The 19,848-nt window shown below is 38.3% G+C and carries 22 protein-coding genes; 16 read left to right on the top strand and 6 right to left on the bottom strand.

The genetic code is table 11. The features are described 5' to 3' along the window. Positions 1–75 precede the first annotated feature (75 nt). From MWU78_RS08975 to MWU78_RS08995, 5 genes are all read left to right on the top strand, one after another. Positions 76–1,377, top strand: a complete 1,302-nt coding sequence (locus MWU78_RS08975) for an MFS transporter (protein WP_246997113.1) — start codon at positions 76–78, stop codon at positions 1,375–1,377. A 265-nt stretch (positions 1,378–1,642) separates the two neighbouring features. After that, positions 1,643–2,278 (top strand): SDR family oxidoreductase, encoded by a 636-nt coding sequence (locus MWU78_RS08980; RefSeq protein ID WP_246997114.1) that lies wholly within the window; start codon positions 1,643–1,645, stop codon positions 2,276–2,278. A gap of 470 nt (positions 2,279–2,748) precedes the next feature. Then, the gene (locus tag MWU78_RS08985; RefSeq protein ID WP_246997115.1) at positions 2,749–3,114 is read left to right on the top strand and encodes a DoxX family protein; all 366 of its coding nucleotides are present in this window, start codon (positions 2,749–2,751) and stop codon (positions 3,112–3,114) included. Positions 3,115–3,260: 146 nt separating this feature from the next. After that, complete coding sequence (locus tag MWU78_RS08990; protein WP_246997116.1) at positions 3,261–3,506, top strand: hypothetical protein; 246 nt, start codon at positions 3,261–3,263, stop codon at positions 3,504–3,506. After that, positions 3,503–4,300, top strand: a complete 798-nt coding sequence (locus MWU78_RS08995) for an SDR family NAD(P)-dependent oxidoreductase (protein WP_246997117.1) — start codon at positions 3,503–3,505, stop codon at positions 4,298–4,300. The genes MWU78_RS08990 and MWU78_RS08995 overlap by 4 nt, the downstream gene beginning before the upstream one ends. Positions 4,301–4,312: 12 nt before the next feature. Here MWU78_RS08995 and MWU78_RS09000 read toward each other — a convergent pair whose 3' ends face one another. Next, complete coding sequence (locus MWU78_RS09000) at positions 4,313–4,702, bottom strand: DoxX family membrane protein (RefSeq protein ID WP_246997118.1); 390 nt, start codon at positions 4,700–4,702, stop codon at positions 4,313–4,315. A 539-nt stretch (positions 4,703–5,241) separates the two neighbouring features. Between MWU78_RS09000 and MWU78_RS09005 the strand changes: the two genes are divergently transcribed. Then, positions 5,242–6,216 carry an LLM class oxidoreductase gene (locus MWU78_RS09005; protein ID WP_246997119.1) on the top strand — a complete coding sequence of 325 codons (975 nt, stop codon included), beginning with the start codon at positions 5,242–5,244 and terminating at the stop codon, positions 6,214–6,216. 532 nt (positions 6,217–6,748) lie between these two features. Here the strand turns inward: MWU78_RS09005 and MWU78_RS09010 are convergent. The 3 genes from MWU78_RS09010 to MWU78_RS09020 all read right to left on the bottom strand — a co-directional run bounded on the left by MWU78_RS09010 (position 6,749) and on the right by MWU78_RS09020 (position 8,385). Continuing rightward, positions 6,749–7,369 carry a collagen-like protein gene (locus tag MWU78_RS09010; protein WP_246997448.1) on the bottom strand — a complete coding sequence of 207 codons (621 nt, stop codon included), beginning with the start codon at positions 7,367–7,369 and terminating at the stop codon, positions 6,749–6,751. A gap of 158 nt (positions 7,370–7,527) precedes the next feature. After that, a complete protein-coding gene (locus MWU78_RS09015; RefSeq protein WP_246997120.1) occupies positions 7,528–7,764 on the bottom strand; it encodes a hypothetical protein in 237 nt (78 codons plus the stop codon). Between the two features lie 378 nt (positions 7,765–8,142). After that, a complete protein-coding gene (locus MWU78_RS09020; RefSeq protein WP_246997121.1) occupies positions 8,143–8,385 on the bottom strand; it encodes a hypothetical protein in 243 nt (80 codons plus the stop codon). 103 nt (positions 8,386–8,488) lie between these two features. On the opposite strand from MWU78_RS09020, the gene MWU78_RS09025 reads away from it, so the two are divergent. From MWU78_RS09025 to MWU78_RS09050, 6 genes are all read left to right on the top strand, one after another. Continuing rightward, on the top strand, positions 8,489–8,665 hold the full coding sequence (locus MWU78_RS09025) for a hypothetical protein (protein ID WP_246997122.1): 177 nt from the start codon (positions 8,489–8,491) through the stop codon (positions 8,663–8,665). Between the two features lie 110 nt (positions 8,666–8,775). Beyond that, a complete protein-coding gene (locus tag MWU78_RS09030; RefSeq protein WP_246997123.1) occupies positions 8,776–8,949 on the top strand; it encodes a hypothetical protein in 174 nt (57 codons plus the stop codon). A 123-nt stretch (positions 8,950–9,072) separates the two neighbouring features. After that, the gene (locus MWU78_RS09035) at positions 9,073–9,831 is read left to right on the top strand and encodes an amino acid racemase (protein ID WP_246997124.1); all 759 of its coding nucleotides are present in this window, start codon (positions 9,073–9,075) and stop codon (positions 9,829–9,831) included. 356 nt (positions 9,832–10,187) lie between these two features. Beyond that, on the top strand, positions 10,188–11,621 hold the full coding sequence (locus tag MWU78_RS09040) for a CotH kinase family protein (RefSeq protein ID WP_246997126.1): 1,434 nt from the start codon (positions 10,188–10,190) through the stop codon (positions 11,619–11,621). A gap of 490 nt (positions 11,622–12,111) precedes the next feature. Beyond that, positions 12,112–12,708 carry a DUF6515 family protein gene (locus MWU78_RS09045; RefSeq protein WP_246997128.1) on the top strand — a complete coding sequence of 199 codons (597 nt, stop codon included), beginning with the start codon at positions 12,112–12,114 and terminating at the stop codon, positions 12,706–12,708. A gap of 569 nt (positions 12,709–13,277) precedes the next feature. Then, positions 13,278–15,215 carry a heparinase II/III family protein gene (locus MWU78_RS09050; RefSeq protein ID WP_246997130.1) on the top strand — a complete coding sequence of 646 codons (1,938 nt, stop codon included), beginning with the start codon at positions 13,278–13,280 and terminating at the stop codon, positions 15,213–15,215. Positions 15,216–15,493: 278 nt separating this feature from the next. Here the strand turns inward: MWU78_RS09050 and MWU78_RS09055 are convergent, their stop codons facing one another. After that, positions 15,494–15,697 carry a hypothetical protein gene (locus MWU78_RS09055; RefSeq protein ID WP_246997132.1) on the bottom strand — a complete coding sequence of 68 codons (204 nt, stop codon included), beginning with the start codon at positions 15,695–15,697 and terminating at the stop codon, positions 15,494–15,496. A gap of 396 nt (positions 15,698–16,093) precedes the next feature. On the opposite strand from MWU78_RS09055, the gene MWU78_RS09060 reads away from it, so the two are divergent. From MWU78_RS09060 to MWU78_RS09075, 4 genes are all read left to right on the top strand, one after another. Beyond that, positions 16,094–16,363 (top strand): hypothetical protein, encoded by a 270-nt coding sequence (locus MWU78_RS09060; RefSeq protein WP_246997134.1) that lies wholly within the window; start codon positions 16,094–16,096, stop codon positions 16,361–16,363. 36 nt (positions 16,364–16,399) lie between these two features. Beyond that, positions 16,400–16,645 carry a cold shock domain-containing protein gene (locus MWU78_RS09065; protein WP_246997136.1) on the top strand — a complete coding sequence of 82 codons (246 nt, stop codon included), beginning with the start codon at positions 16,400–16,402 and terminating at the stop codon, positions 16,643–16,645. Between the two features lie 372 nt (positions 16,646–17,017). After that, the gene (locus tag MWU78_RS09070; RefSeq protein WP_246997138.1) at positions 17,018–18,073 is read left to right on the top strand and encodes an NAD(P)-dependent alcohol dehydrogenase; all 1,056 of its coding nucleotides are present in this window, start codon (positions 17,018–17,020) and stop codon (positions 18,071–18,073) included. A 166-nt stretch (positions 18,074–18,239) separates the two neighbouring features. Then, the gene (locus MWU78_RS09075) at positions 18,240–19,619 is read left to right on the top strand and encodes a transglutaminase domain-containing protein (RefSeq protein WP_246997140.1); all 1,380 of its coding nucleotides are present in this window, start codon (positions 18,240–18,242) and stop codon (positions 19,617–19,619) included. On the opposite strand, the gene MWU78_RS09080 is transcribed toward MWU78_RS09075, so the two are convergent. Then, entirely contained in the window at positions 19,611–19,838 is a 228-nt protein-coding gene (locus MWU78_RS09080; RefSeq protein WP_246997142.1) for a hypothetical protein, read from the bottom strand. The genes MWU78_RS09075 and MWU78_RS09080 overlap by 9 nt on opposite strands. Positions 19,839–19,848: the final 10 nt, after the last annotated feature.

The raw sequence follows: 19,848 nt of genomic DNA on the forward strand, positions 1-19,848 counted from the left end.
AATTCCTTAACCGGGTTTGAATGGCTAAGAAAAGAAATCTTTAGAATAGCTTAACTTTGTAGATTTTTCACGTACATGCAAAATCAAAATAGAATAACCTTAATAAAGCCTCAAGAGTTTCCTTTTTTTTATGGTTATGTAGTGCTTTTTATTGGCAGTTTAGGCATTTTGGCAAGTATACCAGGGCAGACCATAGGGGTTTCGGTATTTACGGACCCAGTAAAAGATGCATTGGGGTTAACGAGAAATGAGTTTAGTAATGCCTATATGATCGGTACTTTGTTGAGCTCTGCCTTGGTGGCGAAGGCTGGTATTTGGTTCGATGCCTATGGAGCAAGATATGTGGCATTCTTTGCCACCCTACTCTTAGGAGTATCCCTATTAGTATTTTCTGTATCCGTTGAAATTAGTGAGGCTATAAAGTCTCTTTTTAATTTTGATTCTTGGTTGATTCCGTTCTTATTGATAACTCTTCTGTTTTTTTTAATAAGATTTAGTGGTCAAGGTGTATTAACCATGGCTTCCAGGAATATGATCATGATGTGGTTTAAGAAAAATAGGGGCAAAATTAATTCCATAAGCAGTATTACCGTGTCATTGGGTTTTTCCAGTGCACCTATTTTATTAAATAGCCTAATTGACGACTATGGCTGGGCAAGCAGTTGGCAAATAATGGCCATGTGTCTTTTTATTTTTGGTATCTGTATTTTACAATTATATAGAAATAGGCCGGAAGATTTCAATTTGCTTCCGGATGGATATGATAAGAAGGAAAAGGACCAAGAAGCCGAGGTAATGGAGACCGACTTTACCTTAACAGAAGCAAAAAAAACTAGGGCCTTTTGGATGTTCGGATTGGTTCTGGCCTTCAACAGTTTTTATGTTACAGGATTTACATTTCATATTGTATCCATTTTTGGCAGTCAGGACTACACCAAGGCCGAAGCCATCGCCATTTTTTTACCAATGTCCGTAATAGCGATTTTCGTATCCACCTTGTGCAACATTTTAAGCGATTATATCAACCATAAAATCTATTTGTTTATCATGTTGTCGGCCGGAGTCATGGCCTCATTGGGATTATTGTTTCTCACCAATCCTATTGGGGTTTATTTTTTGGTTGGTGGGCTTGGGACGATGGGTGGTTTATTTGCCGTGATCAATGCAGTAACATGGCCTAGTTTTTTTGGCAGAAAGCATTTGGGTTCCATTACAGGAAAAGTGATGAGCTTATTGGTCATAGCCAGCGCCATTGCGCCTAGCTTATTTAGTTATTGCTTTACCACCTTGGGGTCTTATAGGTATATTAGTTACATCACCCTCGCTTTCTTATTGTTTTTGATCATTGGGTCCTTTAAAGTAAAAAATCCTCAATAGAAAACACGTTTGTTCAATTAGGTGTCAGAGCGATCACTTTATACTTTTCTTGGCAATAATGTTTCACATTAAGACCGGTCCCAAATGGTCAACATGGTTTAAGGGCAAATCAGCGGGATGGTTGATTAGGCTGTTAATTATTTCCGATATAAGCACTGGATAAAAGGAGGCAAAATGTGGCGTATCGGCATATGGGTCAATGATTAAAGACATAGCATTAAACTACTTAGGTCTTTAACACTAATTTTGTAAAAAAGGAATTGCCATGGAAAATATACTCGTTGTTGGTGCTACTGGCACTACAGGAAGAAAAATAGTTAATTTACTGAAGTCATCCCAATATTTTGAACCCATTGCTATGGTTCGAAAAGAAAGTCAAATCAAAGAATTCTCGGATCAGGAGATTAAAACAGTTTTGGGAAATCTGGAAGAAGATGTATCCCATACTTTGTCCAATGTTGATAAAGTGGTATTTGCCGCCGGTTCTGGTGGTAAAAAGGTGGTTGAAGTGGATCAGGAAGGTGCAAAAAAAATAATCGATGCCTCAAAAAACCACAACGTAAAGAAATTTGTAATGTTAAGTTCCATGGGCGCTGACCAACCCGAAAAAGCGACCGAACTTAAGGACTATCTCAAGGCAAAACACAATGCAGACGAATATCTTAAAGCCAGCAATGTTCCCTATGCCATAGTCCGTCCAGGTTCCTTGACGAACGAAAAAGGAACAGGTAAGATTGAAATTGGTAGTACTTTGCAAAAACAGGGCTCCATAAGTAGGGATGATGTAGCCCAAGTACTTACACGCACCTTGCATGATGATTCCGCATCCAATAAAAGTTTTGAGATATTATCTGGGGATGTTTTAATAGGCCAGGCGTTGGACAACGTATCCCGCGGATAAATCAAACAATTTGGTAAAACAGTTAACGCTGGTTTTTGCAACTATTTTTTTGAAATCTCCCAGTCTGGGGTTACAAGTAAGATTCATTTTGTACCTATACATATCTTGGAATTTTCAGAAGTCGTTTACATAGTCACATTAGCGCCCTTTCCAAGGCAGTGCGTAGTTATTTCATTAATAAGTTTTTTTGGAGTTGATGAACCTACAGGTTGATTAACTTTTATGTTTATTAATAAATCCAAAAAAATATCATTAGAACTTAGCGTTTTGTTTATTAATAATTATATTCAGTAATACATTTTCAAGAACTAACGCAGGTAGGTATTTTCAATAATTTTAGGGAGCGTTCAATGGATATTTAGAAAATAAATGAGCGTCAAATGTTATTGATGTAAAGAGTCAATTCGGTCGGATTGGGTGATAAAGGACTCCGGGCAAACCAAAGGTATTAACCTAAAAAAGCATATGGTATGAATTATTTTATGATTGCTCTGCAGTGCATTGTTGCTTTTAGCATACTTAATGTTTGGCTTGTACAAAACAAAAAGGCCACGCAATGGCGGGGAGGTAATGCCGCCACCATTATAGAAGAATTTAAGGTTTATGGGCTTCCAGTTTGGATGGTTTACGTTATAGGGAGCTTAAAAGTAATTTTGGCACTAGGTCTTTTGGCGGCCATTTGGTATCCAGAACTTAGGCAGGTATCAGCTTTAGGTCTTGCTGCCCTTCTTATTGGGTCCATAGCAATGCACATGAAAATAAAGGACCCCTTAAAAAAGTCTTTTCCCGCTTTGTTGTTTTTAAGCATGTGCCTGTATATAGCCTTTGCCGTATAAATTTAGCTAAATCATATAACGTCTGCTATTAGCAGAAGAATTGTGGCATTTAATACTGCATAAATAAAGGATCCCAGACAACAGAAATACAGAATTGAGGAGTGGCGGGCATTAATTTCCGCAACCAGTGAATCGACAAACCTTTTATGCAACCATTGTATATCGATTTGCAGGAAGATGATAATTTTATGCCACAACCCATTCATTTGGGTTTTAAAACCGGGGTAAATTATTTAAATACCTATTTTCATCACTTAAAAGCTATTGGTGTTAACCATGTAAGCATAAATTTAAGGTTCAATTCCAATAGTATGGAACGCAGCTTGGAGCGACTGGCAGAAAAAGTATTGCCGGAATTTCAATCGAATAAAAAAGAAATAACATTCTCATGAACAAAACCATACTGATAACAGGAAGTACAGACGGTATAGGCAAACTACTAGCCTTGCGTTTGGCTAAAGAAGGGCATTTTGTTGCCATTCACGGTAGAAATGAGACAAAATTGGCGGCTACTTTAATAGAAATAAAAGAGCAATCCAAAAATAAAAATATAATAGGTTTTTTAGCAGATTTTTCAGACCTAAATGCTGTGAAGAAAATGGTAAAGGAAGCTTCTGAAAAGATGCCAAAAATAGATATATTGGTAAACAATGCAGGTATCTTAATATCAAATAGTAAAACTGCCAGTACAGATATACGGTTTATGGTAAATTATTTTGCGCCTTATGTGTTAACCAAAGGTCTTTTATCTAATATAAAGGCATCAGCAGCAGCACGAATTGTGAATTTAAGCTCTGCAGCACAATCAACCATAAATGTACTGGCATTAGAAGGTAAAACGGGTTTGGGTGCCAACGAAGCTTACGCCCAAAGTAAACTGGCATTGACCATGTGGAGTTTTTATTTGGCAGAACAAGAACCCTCAATTACTGTTGTAGCGGTAAACCCTGGTTCTTTATTAAATACTAAAATGGCTAATGAAGCCTACGGACAGCATTGGTCTCCTGCAGAAAAAGGAGTTAACATTTTGTACAATTTAAGCATGACCGATCTGGCCAAAACAGGACAGTATTTTGATAACGACAAAGGTTCATATGCGCCAGCACATGATGATGCTTATGACCAAGAAAAAATAAAGCAACTTATAAGGCTAGCCAATGAAGTTTTGGGCAATCTAGTTTCCTGAATAATTATCCGTTTATTTTAATTTGAGGTCCAATGCCCAGCTATTATCATCAATATAATTCATCAGTACTGCAAAAAAGACTACATGGAAAAGTTGTGACGGTAATATTGCCCAGTTCTCTATTAAAGTGGTTCCAAAGATCAACATGAGCATGATCAGCGCCCCCAAAAGAATCGCTTGCCTGGTAAAAAGGCCTATAAGCAAAAGAAGCCCTACACAAAGTTCAAGTACGGGAAGTGCGTAACTAAAGGGCACAACAATGATTTCCGGTAACATGGAGCCCTCAAAACTTTTGACCATCCATTTGCTAAATCCGGAAAGTTTGGGCAAGCGTACCAATCCGTGCCCAAACATGCTTAACCCTATCGCCAGGCGTAACATTAAATAACTAATATTGTTCATTGCTTTTTTGTAGCAAATATATAAAAATGAAGGAGGGTGTAGCTGGGTTGACAGCTTCAAAAACGCATTTACACCCTTTTTTAGCGGATACATAAAATTGGTTTTTCTTATCTTTATAAAAGTATGGCAGGATAATTTTTACACAATACGTTGTGATTTCCAATTTATTTTGGAACCTTTTAATGCTTTATATCCATAAAGGGCAAAAACTTTATAGTCTTTTCAATTAAACAATTATACCATTGAAGGCTGTAACTTAGGCTTTCGTGGGTTCTCTTAGTTAGTAATGGTACGAGGTGTTTAGTGAGGAAACTATCCATATCCAGAAACGGTATGAAAATTGCACAGCTACTTTGTAAGGCCTAAAGCCCTGGTAATAGTTCACAAACTTATTTTTGGAAAGAGCTACTTTGGACAGCTTCAACGTATATGGTTATATAACATCGATATTAAAAAGTACGGTAGTAGGTGCCAGTATAATAATGAAGCTGTAAGGCAGATTCATAGAATTGAATAATTAAACCCCCGAAGAAAAGAGTATGAAGGATTTTGAGCCCATTAACAAAGCATATAACAGTGTATTTCAACCCGATGAACTGAGCATTGGAATTACAGTGCCAATAGAGAACTACGATCAAGGCTTAATGCCTACCATGGAGCATCATTTGGAACGTGTGGAATTATTGGATGAATTGGGCTTCAAGGCCCTTTGGATTCGCGATGTACCCTTTAACGTACCTTCTTTTGGTGATGCAGGTCAGATGTACGATCCCTTTACTTATTTGGGATTTTTGGCGGCAAAAACTACAAAAATAGCATTGGGTGTTTCCAGTATCGCTTTGCCATTGCACCATCCGGTACATGTGGCAAAATCTGCCGCCACTATAGATCAATTATCAGGTGGTAGGTTACTTTTAGGGGTGGCTTCCGGTGATAGATTTGACGAATATCCCGCCATGGGAATCGAATATGAAAACCGTGGGGAATTGTTTAGGGAAGCCTTTCGATACATTCGTAGGTCACAGCAGAGTTACCCTGAATTGGAAACAAAAAACTTTGGCGAATTAAAAGGGCATATAGATATACTTCCAAAAGCTAAAAGCCATAAAATCCCCATGTTAATGACCGGCTTTAGTCAGCAGTCCTTGGAGTGGAATGCCGAAAACGCAAATGGATGGATGTACTATCCCAGGGATCCCAGGCAACAGAAATACAGAATTGAGGAGTGGCGGGCATTGGTCGCCGAAACCTGTATATTTGACAAGCCTTTTATGCAACCCTTATATGTGGATCTCCAAGAAGACGATAATTTTATGCCAGAACCCATTCATTTGGGCTTTAGGACGGGCGTTAATTATTTGAACACCTATTTACATCATTTAAAATCTATTGGCGTAAACCATGTGAGTATAAATCTAAGGTTCAATTCCAATAGGATGGAACGCACCTTGGAGCGACTGGCAGAAAAAGTATTGCCGGAATTTCAAAAGAATAAAAAATCAACTACCGTATAATGATAATGAGCAAAACTATAGTTGTCAGAGGAAGACGGACGACATATGGAAATTAGCTGTAATATAATTGTTGGCAAATGCTCTTAAAAGTGTAGGTAAACGAAAAGTTAGGGGAGCTTATGTTATTCAGGAAACATATTAAGCGATTAGCCCGGGCTCTTATTTTCTTTGGGAAAGGCACAAAGAAGTTGATTACAATGCAATATTAGTATAATTACCAGTAAGTTTTGAAGGAGTAAATCTTATTTATTGACCAACTGTCAGGGGGTCGGTTGATTGGTGCATGGTCTCTGGTGATTGGTATGGTGAATATCTCCAAAATACTGGTCATTAGACTTGTTATCAGGTTTTATGGACATGGGTCTTGTGAACTATAAAAAATAGCAAGACCATACACCAAACGCTTGTGTTTGCTACTTTCTTCATGATACTTTATTTTAAGATTAGACACGGTGCAATCTTTGGACCTTCGTAGGGGAAAGGTGCTATTTGAGTTCGTTAAGATTTATCACCTGATAAGGTGTTTTGTGGTCTAATCGGGAATATTGAACCGCTCGGCTATTTCTTCATAACTGAATTTGGTATAATCTACGGGAGCTGATTTTCCGCTTTCAGGAATGCCCCCAGGAATCAAAAGGTATCGGAATTCTATGAGCAGCAAAGGCTGACCGATTACACCAGAATCTATCGATTCAACGATAAGTCTTAAATTATATGAACTACCTGGCCGCGAGGAATAACTTTGGTTACGACCGAAAATTACTGCAGGGAGTTGATATACTACATCGCCGGCTGACTTGCCATACACGAGAACTGCGCCATTTTCTTTGATATCCTCAGTCAGTCCCGGAGCAATTATAAAAGAATTCCAACCTAGGACGGTATTAGGATCAAAAGTGAAAGGGGATGTTATCCAATCGGAATAAATCACATTGGCTGTACCAGGTTGGCCCTGTTCTCCCTCCGCACCAGCAGGTCCTTGTTCTCCCTGAGCTCCCTCTGGTCCTACTTCGCCTTGTGGTCCGGCAGGCCCTTGTTGGCCCTGTATTCCTTGTTCTCCTTGTGGACCAATATCACCATCTTTCGAACAGGCCATGGTTAATGTGCCCATTAAAAGAATGGCAAAAAATCGCGTTGTGGAAGTCATTTTCATAATACCTTTATTTTATGGTTAATAGCATTTAAATTACATCTCGAAATCAGTGCGAGAGGATAATTATTTTAAAGGCCTAAATTAAAGATGCCATTCAGGAAGGGATGTCACATATGTAACAAAATATATTAGAGAAGTAACATGTATCATCCTTATAATTAATATATCTTTCCGTTTACATAATAGCCGTATACGGCGGTCAGCCTAAACCCTTTTTGGTGATATTTGTTAACTGCAACTTGATATTTTTGGCCTGTCATCGCTTGTAGCGCTACCCAATTCTTGATCGTTTTGGGGTTCATTTCTTCATTTACAGTTGTGTGCGCATGGGTCTTGTGGACTATAAAAAATAGCAAGACCATACACCAAACGATGGTGTTTGATACTTTTTTCATGATACTTTATTTTAAGATTAGACAAGGGGCAATCTTTGCGCCTTCGTAGGGGAAAGGTGCTATTTGAGTTCGTTAATATTTATTACCTGATAAGGTGTTTTGTGGTCTAATCGGGAATATTGAACTGCTCGGCAATTTCTTCGTAGCTCATTTTTGAATAATCCAAAACTTTTGAACCGATTTGCGGACCTTTTTCTGAAGGGATACCTCCTGGTACTATAATGTACCGATAATCACCATTGAGAAAGGGTTCGCCAATATCGAAGTTAGTGGTATAGGATACCTTATAGCTATCAAAGTTTCGTTTACATCGAAAAGACGAAATTTATAATGTTCATTGATGTTCTCATAAAAAGTGTTTGGAATTGGGTATGTGAACTAGCCTCGCCTGGCGAATACCAAGACAACGCCAGTATCATGCATATGTCGGGTCAGTTCTGGCGCATACATTTCCCGTTGATCAAAAATGTTGTCGATAGTTTCAGGAAAGTCGCAAGGAATCCAGTCCGAATAAATAACATTGGCTGTTCCGGTTGCACCATCCTGCTCATCAGCGCCCTGATCACCTTTTGGCCCTTGTTCACCCTGTTCTCCTTGATTGGCTGCCATACAATTGGCCAAGGAAGTTCACGAAATTTACCTGCATGGAAGAAATTCCGAAAAACTGCTATGTGTTATTTCGGAAATTAAGACCATATCGAAAAATGAATAAATAAAGGGATTTGTGGCCGATTTTTCAGATCTGGAGGCGGTGTTAAAAATGGCCGGACAAATTAAGAACGAGATTCCCAAAATTGAAGTTCTCCTTAGTAATGCAGGAATTCTTAAAAGCAAGACTTCTGTTAATGGGGACGGATTGGATATCCGAATTGTGGTTAATTATCTTGCCCCTATGTATTGATCAATGCCCTACTTCGCTTGTTGAAAAAATCGGAAACAGCACGTATTGTTAATTTAGGTTACGCTACTCAAAATACTGTTTTAGAGTAAGTTACAATTATATAGGTTCGGTTGTCCGAGAAACCAGCCTATGCGCACAGCAAATTGGCATTGACCATGTGGAGTTTTGGCCTAGCCGGCAAAGAACAGGATCTTACCGTAATTGCAGTGAAACCTGATTCCTTATTAAACACTGAAATTGCCAAGGAAACCTATTCGAGAAGTTTGGAAATAACTGGTCATTGATATACTAAAGGTCAATATTTAACAAGTTCGATCTAATATTTAGTATACATTTAGAATGAAACCAAATAAGAATACCATTACTTTGCGCTTTTTTTTAGAATAGGTATATCCAAAGCTGGAAGTATGACAAATAAAATGATAGGTATAGTGGGAGGTGTAGGCAGCTACGCAGGTATAGACCTAATAAAAAAGGTCTACGATCTTACCGAGGCAACATCGGATCAGGAGCATCTGCCAGTATCCATGTTATCCGTGCCGCATAAAATCATAGACCGTACCAAGTATCTTTTGGGGGAGACCAATATAAACCCGGGTATTGCCATTTCGGAAATTATAGCATCCCTGATCGCAAGCGGTTCCAGTATTATTGGTATTCCCTGTAATACAGCCCATGCAAGACCTATTTTGAGTCTAATAGAAAAAAGCATTCCGGAATCCTGCGTTCTGGTAAATCTAATTGAGGAGGTAGGTCTGTATATCTCCACCAAATATCCGGAGATTACCAAGGTAGGGGTATTGGGAACTACAGGGACCATTTTGGCAAAGGTATACCCTGAAGTTTTGTCTAAATACAACATAGAGGTGATACAACCATCGGAGGATATACAGGAATTGTTCGTACACCCATCCATTTACGATACTAGTTATGGTATCAAGGCCTTTTCCAATCCGGTAAATCAAAAGGCCAAGGAAAACTTGGGTATGGCGGCGACATATTTGTCCAGAAAAGGGGCACAGGCCGTTATTTTGGGCTGTACCGAGATTCCACTGGCAATACAATACGAAAAAGTTGAGGATAGTCTAATTATAGATGCAACCACCGTATTGGCAAGGGCTTTGATCAGGGAATCCAGGAAGATGGAAGAATCCGTACTAAATTAATTCAGTGATGGGAAGGATGTTCACTTGAACTACTTAACTTATAACATTTTGTTGTTCATAGAGAGCATAGGATGACTCGGATGAATTTGTGACTTTCATTAACTCTTATTGTATTTTCGGGGCTCAATGCATATACTGTATCTATTATGTAGACCTTCGGATAAATTACAGAGGCACTTACTGGAATCATAAATAACCCACCAAGACTTATCACTTTTAAAGGGATCATATAATTTGCTTACCGCTTAGGTTTCCCGATTCACTTAATAGAAAAGGGCATTCACCGATTCCTTTAGATTCATGTTGTTCCAATCCACATCTTTGTAGAGTAATAATACCCTAAAACGAACTCTATAATGAAAAAAATAAGCCTAATGTTCTGTTTTGCAGTACAACTTATGATTATTTTTTCTTGTTCCGATGATGTTGCAGAAACAACTGGAGAGGTAGCAGAGGTAATTGAAAGTGAAACCTATGTAGAAACCTATTCTGATACGGATTTTGAAGCTACTGACTGGACCGATGACACGCATAGTAAATCAGCAGATCCAAATTTTGATGAAGTTTTTGAAGATGAAGCCGTAAAGCGATTGGATATTGTAATTACCGAAGAACGTTGGCAGAGTATGCTGGATGATATGACCTCACTTTATGGTATGTTTGGTGCTAGTAGTGGTCCCGGTGGCGGCGGATTGGCTGAGGTAGATGAAGACCCTATTTTCGTTCCAGGAGATGTGATGTTTAATGGCAAGGAATGGTATAGGGTAGGAGTGCGTTTTAAAGGCAATTCCAGTTTACAGTCCAGCTGGAGTAGTGGTATCATTAAATTATCCTTTAAGTTGGATTTTGATGAATTTGAAGATCAATATCCACAAATAGACAATCAACGTTTTTATGGTTTTAAGAAATTGAGTTTGAAAAATAACTACAATGACAAATCCATGCTAAGGGAGAAGGTGGCTACCGATGTTTTCAGGGATGCTGGTTTAGCCAGTTCCCACGCCGCATTTTATGCCGTTTATGTGGATCATGGCGATGAACCGGTTTATTTTGGAGTATACACTATGGTTGAAGAGGTGGATGACACGGTGATCGATACCCAGTTTTCGGATAATGATGGAAATTTATACAAACCTGACGGTACGGGTGCCAGTTTTGCCGAGGGTACCTTCACGGAAGATGTATTTGTAAAAAAGACCAATGAAGATGAGGCCGATTTTAGCGATATACAAAGTGTCTTTACAGCTTTGCATGCGGAGAACAGAACAACGGATCCGGAAACCTGGCATGCCAATTTGGAAAGTGTTTTTGACACCGATACCTTTTTGAAATATTTAGCTGTAAATACCGTAATTCAAAATTGGGATACTTATGGCAGAATGACCCATAATTATTATCTGTACAATAATCCCGATACGGAAAAATTATCATGGATTCCATGGGATAATAATGAGGCATTGCAAAATGGTAATAGGGAAGGGTCTTTAGCCTTGGATTTCTCCGATCTAAATGATACTCAATGGCCATTGATCGGATATTTGTATGAGGATGCCACCTATAGGGCACAGTATGATGCGTATTTACAGGATGTGGTGGATGATGCTTTTAGTGTTAGTACCATGCAAGCAAAATATGCAACCTATTCGGCATTGGTGGAACCTTACGCCAACCTTGAAGTTTCCGGGTATTCATTTTTAAGTTCCAATGCGGATTTTCAAGCGGCCATAAGCCAGTTGAATATTCAAGTTAACGCACGTGCCACAGCAGTGAGTACTTATTTAAATAAATAGTTTTTTGAGTTGATAAACCTACAGGTTGATTAATTTTTATTGTTCCCCCGATAGAATCCGGCTACTTGCAAAAGTGGCTGGATTTTTAAGTTTATACCTTGACTTAAAAAATGGTTTACTACTATAGCTAAATATTAAAGGCAATTATTGGTGACCTTCTGATTTGCAGCGACTTTTTTATTAATTCTTTACGGATAACTTTTTACATACTATACAATGTGACCTACCCGACAATTTGTTTTGCAGAAAATAGTGATATATGTCATTTGGACAATACAAACCAAAATAAGCAAAGTCTTTTATTAATAATTTGATCCATTTTAAGCTAGGCCTCTCCCATTAAATCTGTTAAATCCAACTATTCATAGATAGAAATCCTGCAAACGTCTATTTGCTTTTATATATCGGTAACCTACAAATACCTTTAAACTATTAAAACAAAACAGAATAAAAGTATTGAAAGCAGTTTGAACCTTAAATCTTAAAGATTATGAAAACATTTATTAAAAGATACGCCTTATCATCATTAGTAATAATAGCCTTTGCGTCACAAGCTTCAGGGCAATCTCGTGGAAACTCAGTTTCTAAATCCACAAGTGTTACCAAGACAACAGCGGTCAAAAAAACGGTAAGCAAAAGAGTGCCAAGTACAAAGGTCACCTATAAAACTCCAATGCGGAAAGTAGTTTCAGTTCGTTCAATACCCAATAGAAAAGTTATTAAGTACAGTGGTCAAGAATACTATTATGCCAACAACAAGTATTACACCCAATCTAGAGGACGGTATATTGCAATTGCTCCAAAAATTGGATTTAGATTAAACAGCATACCGCCAAATTATAAACGGGTTGCTTTTAATAATTATAATTATTTTAATGCCCAAGGGGTATTTTATGTTCAAATAAATAATGAATTTAAAGTTGTAGAGCCGGAGATAGGAACAATAGTCTATGAGCTTCCGGAAGATTATGAGAAAATAGCCATAGATGGTTTGGCATACTACGAATATGCTAATATAATTTACGAAAAAATTCAAGTAGATGGTAGCAGGGCATATCAGGTGGTTGGTATTATTGATATGGAATAAGGATAGTTAGATTGGTTGATTAGCGGGAGGAGGGTAATTACTTATGTATTTATCCTCCTTTTTTTGTGGAATGAACAGCGAAATAGGCAACTTTAGGACCTTTGGCAGACTTATTGGAATCGCTGAATTCAATTTGACAACTATTTTACCAGGTGAGCAATTTTTTATAAATAAAAAGAAGCTTGTTTATAGGTATTTACACTGTGTCAAGGAGGTGGTACATTAAAAAACGATTTTCAAATACTGTTTGGTATTTAATTAAAATTGACATTTTTGGGATATATTTATTACAATTTATCCAAGAAAGTTTTAAGGCGTGTATATTAGATTTACATTTAAGCAGATTTATCAAACTAAATGAAAGTACATCTTTTAATAAGCACCATGTCATTGGTTAATGCTCCATCCGAATTCCAACAATATAAATAGATAATCCAGGGATTTCCTTTCCTTTGAATATTATATTATTCAAACAATTCCAATAAAACCTTATAACTATGTGTCTATTTGAAGGGATACCGATTACATAGGTTATTGACCATCTAAATTTAAAACCACCAAACCACAATATGAGAACATTACTGCTTTTTTTCATTCTTACTATCAGCATACAGATTGCCAACGCCCAGGCCTACCGAAATTTATTGAGCAGGAACTATTCTTACGATACCATTAAAAAGTATGTGGTAAAAGACCAATCTTGGGTTCCTTATCCCGGATATAATAGTAGGGAGGAATGGGGAAAGATTCCCCAAAACCTAAGAGAGGCTTATATAGAGGAAGGGAAGGGCTATCTGGAATACGGCTGGAAATATATTCCCGTTTCCCACTACTTGGAATTCACCAAGAGCGGGAGCCGTACTATTATGGAGGAACCCTATAGGGAAAACATTCAAGCCTTTGAAGCTTTGGTGCTGGCTGAATTGATGGAAGGAAAGGGGCGGTTTTTAAAAGACATAATTAACGGTATTTTCTACTATAGTGAGCAAACCTATTGGGGCAATTCGGCGCATTTATCCCTTCAACGTGCAGGAGCTGGACTTCCCGATGTTCTAGAACCTACGATTGACCTGGGTGTGGGCAAAGTGGCGGCCAACTTGGCATGGACACATCATTTTTTAGAAGAGGAAATAAATAAGGTGAACCCATTGATATTAAAAAGGTTGAGATTTGAAATTGATAAAAAGGTATTAAAACCTTATTATACCAGAAATGATTTTGGGTGGATGGGCTATACCAATGAGAGCGTAAACAATTGGAATCCCTGGTGTAACTATAATGCCTTAAATTGTATTCTACTTATGGAGAATGATTCCATTACCAGAAGTGTAAATGTGCAAAAGAGTATGCTCTCCGTGGATGAATTTATGAATTATTATAAGGATGACGGGGGGTGTGAAGAAGGTCCGTCCTACTGGAGCCATGCAGGCGGCAAGTTGTTCGATTATTTGGAACTGCTCTACAAAGGAAGCAAAGGCAAAATAGACATCTACAATGAAGAGCTTGTACAGAATATAGGAACGTATATTTATAAGGCCTATATCAACGGCGAATATTTTGTGAATTTTGCAGATGCCTCAGCTAAACTGAAATCGCGGCCCGGCACTATTTACCGTTACGGTAAACGGATAAATGATTCGATCATGACCGGTTTTGGAGCTTTTCTGGCCCAAAAACAAAATTTTGGAGAAAGTACTTTTAAAGGTAAAATAGAATTGGCGCTGGATGACCTATTCAATTTGGCAGAAATTAAAAATGCCAAAGCAATGGAGCCCCTGTTGACGGACTTCTGTCTTCCGGATACACAGATAATGGCTGCACGCGAACAAGAGGAAAACCATAATGGCTTTTATTTTGCTGCAAAAGGTGGACACAATGCCGAAAGCCACAATCACAATGATGTGGGTACTTTTATCCTATATTATAACGGCAAGCCAGCTTTGATCGATGTTGGTGTAGATACTTATACCGCCAAGACCTTTGGCAAGGATAGATATTCTATATGGACCATGCAATCCGGGTATCATAACCTGCCCACCATAAATGGTATGGATCAAAAAGACGGATTGGAATACAAAGCTAAAAACAGTTCCTATAAGGCAGAAAAAGATAAAGTTTATTATTCTCTAGACATCTCAGGGGCATATCCCAAGGAAGCTAAAGTGGAGCAATGGCAACGTAGTTACACTTTGCTTAGAGGCGGTAAATTTGAAATTTCCGACTCGTATTCCCTTTTGGAAAATACTGGGGATACACAACTTAATCTTATGGCAGCACTGGAACCCAAAATATTAAAACCTGGTCTACTAAGACTTGGGCAGCGAAAAGGCGGCTTGTCGTTGAAGTACGACCCTGAAATTTTGCAAGCTACTGTAGAGAATATAACCATTGAAACCGACTCAAAATTATACACTACTTGGGGAGAAAAGTTATATCGCATAAGGTTTCAGGTGTTAGGTAACAAGACAGTACAGGATTTAAATATTACCGTACAGCCAGAAATATAATAGATAACCTGCGCTAATGTAGAAGAATTATGATTTAGTCAGTACGGACCAAAATCCCGCATATTGGGATTTTATATATAATCTCAAGTTTCCAATCTGTTTTTTTTTTTTTTGATTTTCTGGCCGTCCAATTAACCGTAGGTCACGAAGATGGCACTGTCTGTTCAATATAATGTGTTGTGGCCAGAAGCTTTTGGTATTATCGTAATATGGTGCAATTGAATGCGTTTCAATGGCGGATAAATAGTGATTAGGGTAGGTGTTGTCCGTGTTTTTGGTTATAAACTTTCGAGCGGGTCGTAAGCCGTAAGAAAAGTGTTTTTGGGTTGGGGAAGTACCACTCTATTTTCATTGGTGGAGGGTTGCAAATTTTCTGTTTCGGAAATATCAAAATCTGTAAATAACCTGGGAATTTGCTTATTGGCTCGCATCATTCTATAGGTGTCTATAAACGTTTTGGTTCTCAAAGAATCTGCATCCATTGTTAATTGTTTTAGGTTGATAATATGGCCGGCATAAGAAAAATAATAGTCCACTTCAACAAGATAAGACTTTTAAGTACTCACTTCCAGATACTACTCTCGATTAGAGCAATTTATTCGAAAATAATTACAAAATATATCTCTATCAATAGGAAAATTAGCACAATGCAATAAAAAAAACGGTAGTGTAGAAAAGAATGAGCTTTGAGTTGATTGAATAATTCCGTACAATATTTGGTTCCTTTCCATTAGCGGTGCAAGTTGTCAATATTTATTTTTTATTTAATGATACCCTGTTAGGCTATTCTTTCAATCCAATTGGAGCCAACGCAACTGTTTCGAAATTACAGCACAACCTCCTCCATCATACCTATACCAATATTGATTATGCAGACGATGGGCCATCAATTCGCTGCCACGAGTAACTTCTCTCCAAGGAGCAACCTTATATTTAGGCTGTCAGGAGGGCTGCATTACCAAGTAGAGCAGCATGTACTGCTGGATGTCTGCCATGTACCTTACAAAAAATTAACAAAGATCGTAACGGAAACGGCAAAGGAATTTGGTATGCCCAATCACGTTAAAAAATCGATCGTTCATGCCATTGGGGACCATATGAAGATGCTACGCTTATTAGGAAAGAAGGAAGAAGTAATTGCTATATAAAATAAATAAGCATAAATTTGAAAAAATTAAGGAATAATGATTAAACAATTTTTTTATAAATTATTGAATATCAATAAGGGCAGTGAAACAAAAGAAGGTACCGTAAAATTTTACAACAAAACCAAGAAATTTGGATTTATCAGCCTAAAAGATTCTGATGAAGAATACTTTGTACATGCATCAAATGTTACAGGCAAAATCAAAAAAAACGATCATGTAACATTTGAGATAGAAAAGGGGGATAAAGGATTATGTGCCGTAAACGTGCGCGTCATAAAATAGATCCAGTCCAAAATTATACTCATAAAAAACCATCGGTCACGATGGTTTTTTATGTTTTATCAATATAGGGTGTGACAAAGAAATTATTATTTCTACTTTACGTATTGGTCACTTCCGTATCACTCGGCCCTGACTCTAGTCTAGGGATAGGAGGGAAGCCACACTTAACTTATTTGGGAGATGTAAAAATTTTCATTGGAAAATAACGAGGGAGGAATCATTCAAAGAATGAGGTTAGGTAAAAACCAAATCCCGCAGAAGAGGCTCAAATTATCATAAATGGCTAAGCAGTAAATATATAGGGTGTAAAATCAACTATGTTAATAATATGTTTTGTACATTTAAGAATCATCTAACCATAAAGCTAATATTATGGAATCTAAAGTTGTAAAAGCATATGGAACAGCCTCTGCTGAAGCTGATTTAAAACAAATGAATATTAACAGAAGGTCCGTGACCCCAAAAGATGTGGAAATAGATATCCATTATTGTGGTGTTTGTCATTCCGATCTGCATTTTGCCCGTAATGATTGGGGTATGACTCAATATCCAGTGGTTCCCGGTCATGAAATTGTAGGAACTGTAACTAAGATTGGATCAGGAGTTTCCAAGTATAAAGTGGGCGATTTGGTTGCTGTAGGCTGTCTGGTAGATTCTTGTAGAACTTGTGATAATTGTAAAGATGATTTGGAACAATATTGTCCACAATGGGTTGGTACTTATGGCGGTTACGATAAACATTTGGATTCGCCAACCCATGGCGGTTATTCAGAAACTATTGTTGTAGATGAAGAATTTGTACTTCGCGTACCTAAAAATCTGGATCAAGCAGGTATTGCACCGGTATTATGTGCTGGTATTACCACTTGGTCCCCACTAAAGCATTGGAAGGTTGGAAAAAATAGTAAAGTGGCCGTTGTAGGTCTTGGAGGTTTGGGCCATATGGCCATTAAATTGGCTGACGCCCTTGGTGCACACGTCACTTTGTTTTCAAGATCACCAAATAAAGTCAAGGATGGATTGGCTTTGGGAGCAGATCAGGTAATCATTTCCACTGATGAAGAGCAAATGGCAAGCGTTATGGGACATTTTGATGTAATAATTGACACTGTCCCCTACGCACATGATTTAAACCCCTACATTGGGACCTTAGCTACCAATGGCACCTTGGTTGTTGTTGGTTATTTGGGACCTTTAGACCCAATGTTGGTGACTGTACCAATGATCATGGGTCGCAGATCGGTGGCGGGATCATTAATTGGTGGAATTGCAGAAACGCAGGAATTACTGGATTTCTGTGGAAAGCATAATATTACTTCGGATATAGAGATCATTAAAATTCAGGATATTAATAAAGCTTATGAACGTATGTTAAAGAGTGATGTACAATATCGGTTTGTAATTGATATGAAATCACTTAAAGCCTAAGTTCGACTGCTGTTGAAATACTTTTCCTATAAGGTAATTAGTACCTAGCCATTAAACACTTATTTATATTTATGCGGAACCCACTTTAGAAATAATTGGTCCGGTCGATCTGTTGGAAGAACCAAGGAATTATCGTAAATTGATGGGAACCTTAAACCTATCCCACATGAAAGACTCCCGGATTATTTTTGCATTTGTACTTTCCGCGATGATGGCTTGCAATCCAGGGACAAAGCAAAAAAAGGAAGAAACACTCGTAGTCAAGAACATACCCAAAGTAGTTACGGCCGATATTGAGGCGGGCATTAAGGCTAATATAGCCAAAAAGGTAGAAGAGGGGGGCGGATATTTTAATATGTCTGCAGATGGAAAAGAACTGCGCCTGCAATTGGTTCGGGTGCATACCGAATACCTATCCAATTTAGGCCCTCAAAGGCATTTTGCATGTGTTGATCTGGCCGATATAAGTGGTGATGTATACGACGTGGATTTTTTCTTGGACGGTGATCCTGGCAGTATGTCCGTTACCGAAACCACCTTGCACAAGCTTAATGGTAAACCCTTTTACACATGGAAACAACGTAAGGATAAGACGTGGTATAGAATGCCTGTTCTAAACGCAACCACAGATTTGCTTGGAGTCTTGGAAGGGGAGGATAAATTTGAATTTCATTATGAGGTTACCCTTCCGGAAATGAATGCACCGGCAAGAATTTGGATACCCGTTCCGCAGAGCGATCGCTTTCAAACGGTGGTGCTACGGACTATCGAAGTTCCTGTGGAACATCAGATACTTCAGGAGAAACAATACGGTAATTCCGTCTTGTACATGGAACTTTCGCCTGAACATAGTGGAAGGAAAATGGAACTGGTTTACGATGTTGTAAGGCAGGAGAAAAAGCCCTATGAAGAAGAAGCCTCGCCTACAAGATATCTTAATGCCAATTTGCTAATGCCTGTAGGAGACCGATTTAAAATTCTGGCAGATTCCATTATTGCACTAAAAAGTAGCGAAGGAAGCATTATGGAGGCAAGGGCCTTGTACGACTATGTAATAGATAATATGCGCTATATTAAGGCTGGGAAATATGGTACGGGTGATGCGGTTTACGCCTGTGATGCACTTAGTGGCAACTGCACAGAGTTCCATTCTTTGTTCATTTCCCTGGCCAGATCCGCGGGAATACCATCCAGATTTGCTGTAGGAGCTTCCATCCCATCAGACCGGGATGAAGGTGGTATTGATGGGTATCACTGCTGGGCAGAATTTTATGCAGAGGGCAAATGGTGGCCTGTAGATATTAGTGAAGCCAATAAATACACGGCTCTCGCTACCTACTATTTCGGCCGTCATCCGGCAAATCGTATCGAATTCAGTCGAGGACGGGATCTTCAAGTAGAGCCTGGTCCACATTCTGGCCCTATCAACTTTTTGGCCTATCCGGTCATGGAAATAGGAAAAAAGCAAGCCTTCCCAAAAACATTTTTTTGGTTTAATAGAAAAGTGGGTAAAGAAACCTCAAAAAATGCGGTAAGTCTATTCTGAGACCGAATCTTTTGGGTGTTCATCACTTTTTGGATGTTCGTCAGCGTCATTAGTAGGATGTTCTTCTTGCACATCACCTTCCTCCATCATATCCTCTCCCTGTTGTTCTGTCTTTTCCTCCTTTTTTTGCTCTCTGCAGGAACTCAATGTCCCGGCCGTAACAAAGCCAAATAGAAGCATTATTAAAGTAAAATATTTAAGTTCTTTTAATCGGCTCATAATATCCATT

The sequence above is a fragment of the Arenibacter sp. F26102 genome (assembly GCF_023015865.1).
Taxonomy (GTDB): domain Bacteria; phylum Bacteroidota; class Bacteroidia; order Flavobacteriales; family Flavobacteriaceae; genus Arenibacter.

Coding starts and splice junctions, on each gene's coding strand:
- MWU78_RS08975 (WP_246997113.1), top strand. CDS start 76: ATGCAAAATCAAAATAGAATAACCTTAATAAAGCCTCAAGAGTTTCCT.
- MWU78_RS08980 (WP_246997114.1), top strand. CDS start 1,643: ATGGAAAATATACTCGTTGTTGGTGCTACTGGCACTACAGGAAGAAAA.
- MWU78_RS08985 (WP_246997115.1), top strand. CDS start 2,749: ATGAATTATTTTATGATTGCTCTGCAGTGCATTGTTGCTTTTAGCATA.
- MWU78_RS08990 (WP_246997116.1), top strand. CDS start 3,261: ATGCAACCATTGTATATCGATTTGCAGGAAGATGATAATTTTATGCCA.
- MWU78_RS08995 (WP_246997117.1), top strand. CDS start 3,503: ATGAACAAAACCATACTGATAACAGGAAGTACAGACGGTATAGGCAAA.
- MWU78_RS09000 (WP_246997118.1), bottom strand. CDS start 4,702: ATGAACAATATTAGTTATTTAATGTTACGCCTGGCGATAGGGTTAAGC.
- MWU78_RS09005 (WP_246997119.1), top strand. CDS start 5,242: ATGAAGGATTTTGAGCCCATTAACAAAGCATATAACAGTGTATTTCAA.
- MWU78_RS09010 (WP_246997448.1), bottom strand. CDS start 7,369: ATGAAAATGACTTCCACAACGCGATTTTTTGCCATTCTTTTAATGGGC.
- MWU78_RS09015 (WP_246997120.1), bottom strand. CDS start 7,764: ATGAAAAAAGTATCAAACACCATCGTTTGGTGTATGGTCTTGCTATTT.
- MWU78_RS09035 (WP_246997124.1), top strand. CDS start 9,073: ATGACAAATAAAATGATAGGTATAGTGGGAGGTGTAGGCAGCTACGCA.
- MWU78_RS09040 (WP_246997126.1), top strand. CDS start 10,188: ATGAAAAAAATAAGCCTAATGTTCTGTTTTGCAGTACAACTTATGATT.
- MWU78_RS09045 (WP_246997128.1), top strand. CDS start 12,112: ATGAAAACATTTATTAAAAGATACGCCTTATCATCATTAGTAATAATA.
- MWU78_RS09050 (WP_246997130.1), top strand. CDS start 13,278: ATGAGAACATTACTGCTTTTTTTCATTCTTACTATCAGCATACAGATT.
- MWU78_RS09055 (WP_246997132.1), bottom strand. CDS start 15,697: ATGGATGCAGATTCTTTGAGAACCAAAACGTTTATAGACACCTATAGA.
- MWU78_RS09060 (WP_246997134.1), top strand. CDS start 16,094: ATGGGCCATCAATTCGCTGCCACGAGTAACTTCTCTCCAAGGAGCAAC.
- MWU78_RS09065 (WP_246997136.1), top strand. CDS start 16,400: ATGATTAAACAATTTTTTTATAAATTATTGAATATCAATAAGGGCAGT.
- MWU78_RS09070 (WP_246997138.1), top strand. CDS start 17,018: ATGGAATCTAAAGTTGTAAAAGCATATGGAACAGCCTCTGCTGAAGCT.
- MWU78_RS09075 (WP_246997140.1), top strand. CDS start 18,240: ATGAAAGACTCCCGGATTATTTTTGCATTTGTACTTTCCGCGATGATG.
- MWU78_RS09080 (WP_246997142.1), bottom strand. CDS start 19,838: ATGAGCCGATTAAAAGAACTTAAATATTTTACTTTAATAATGCTTCTA.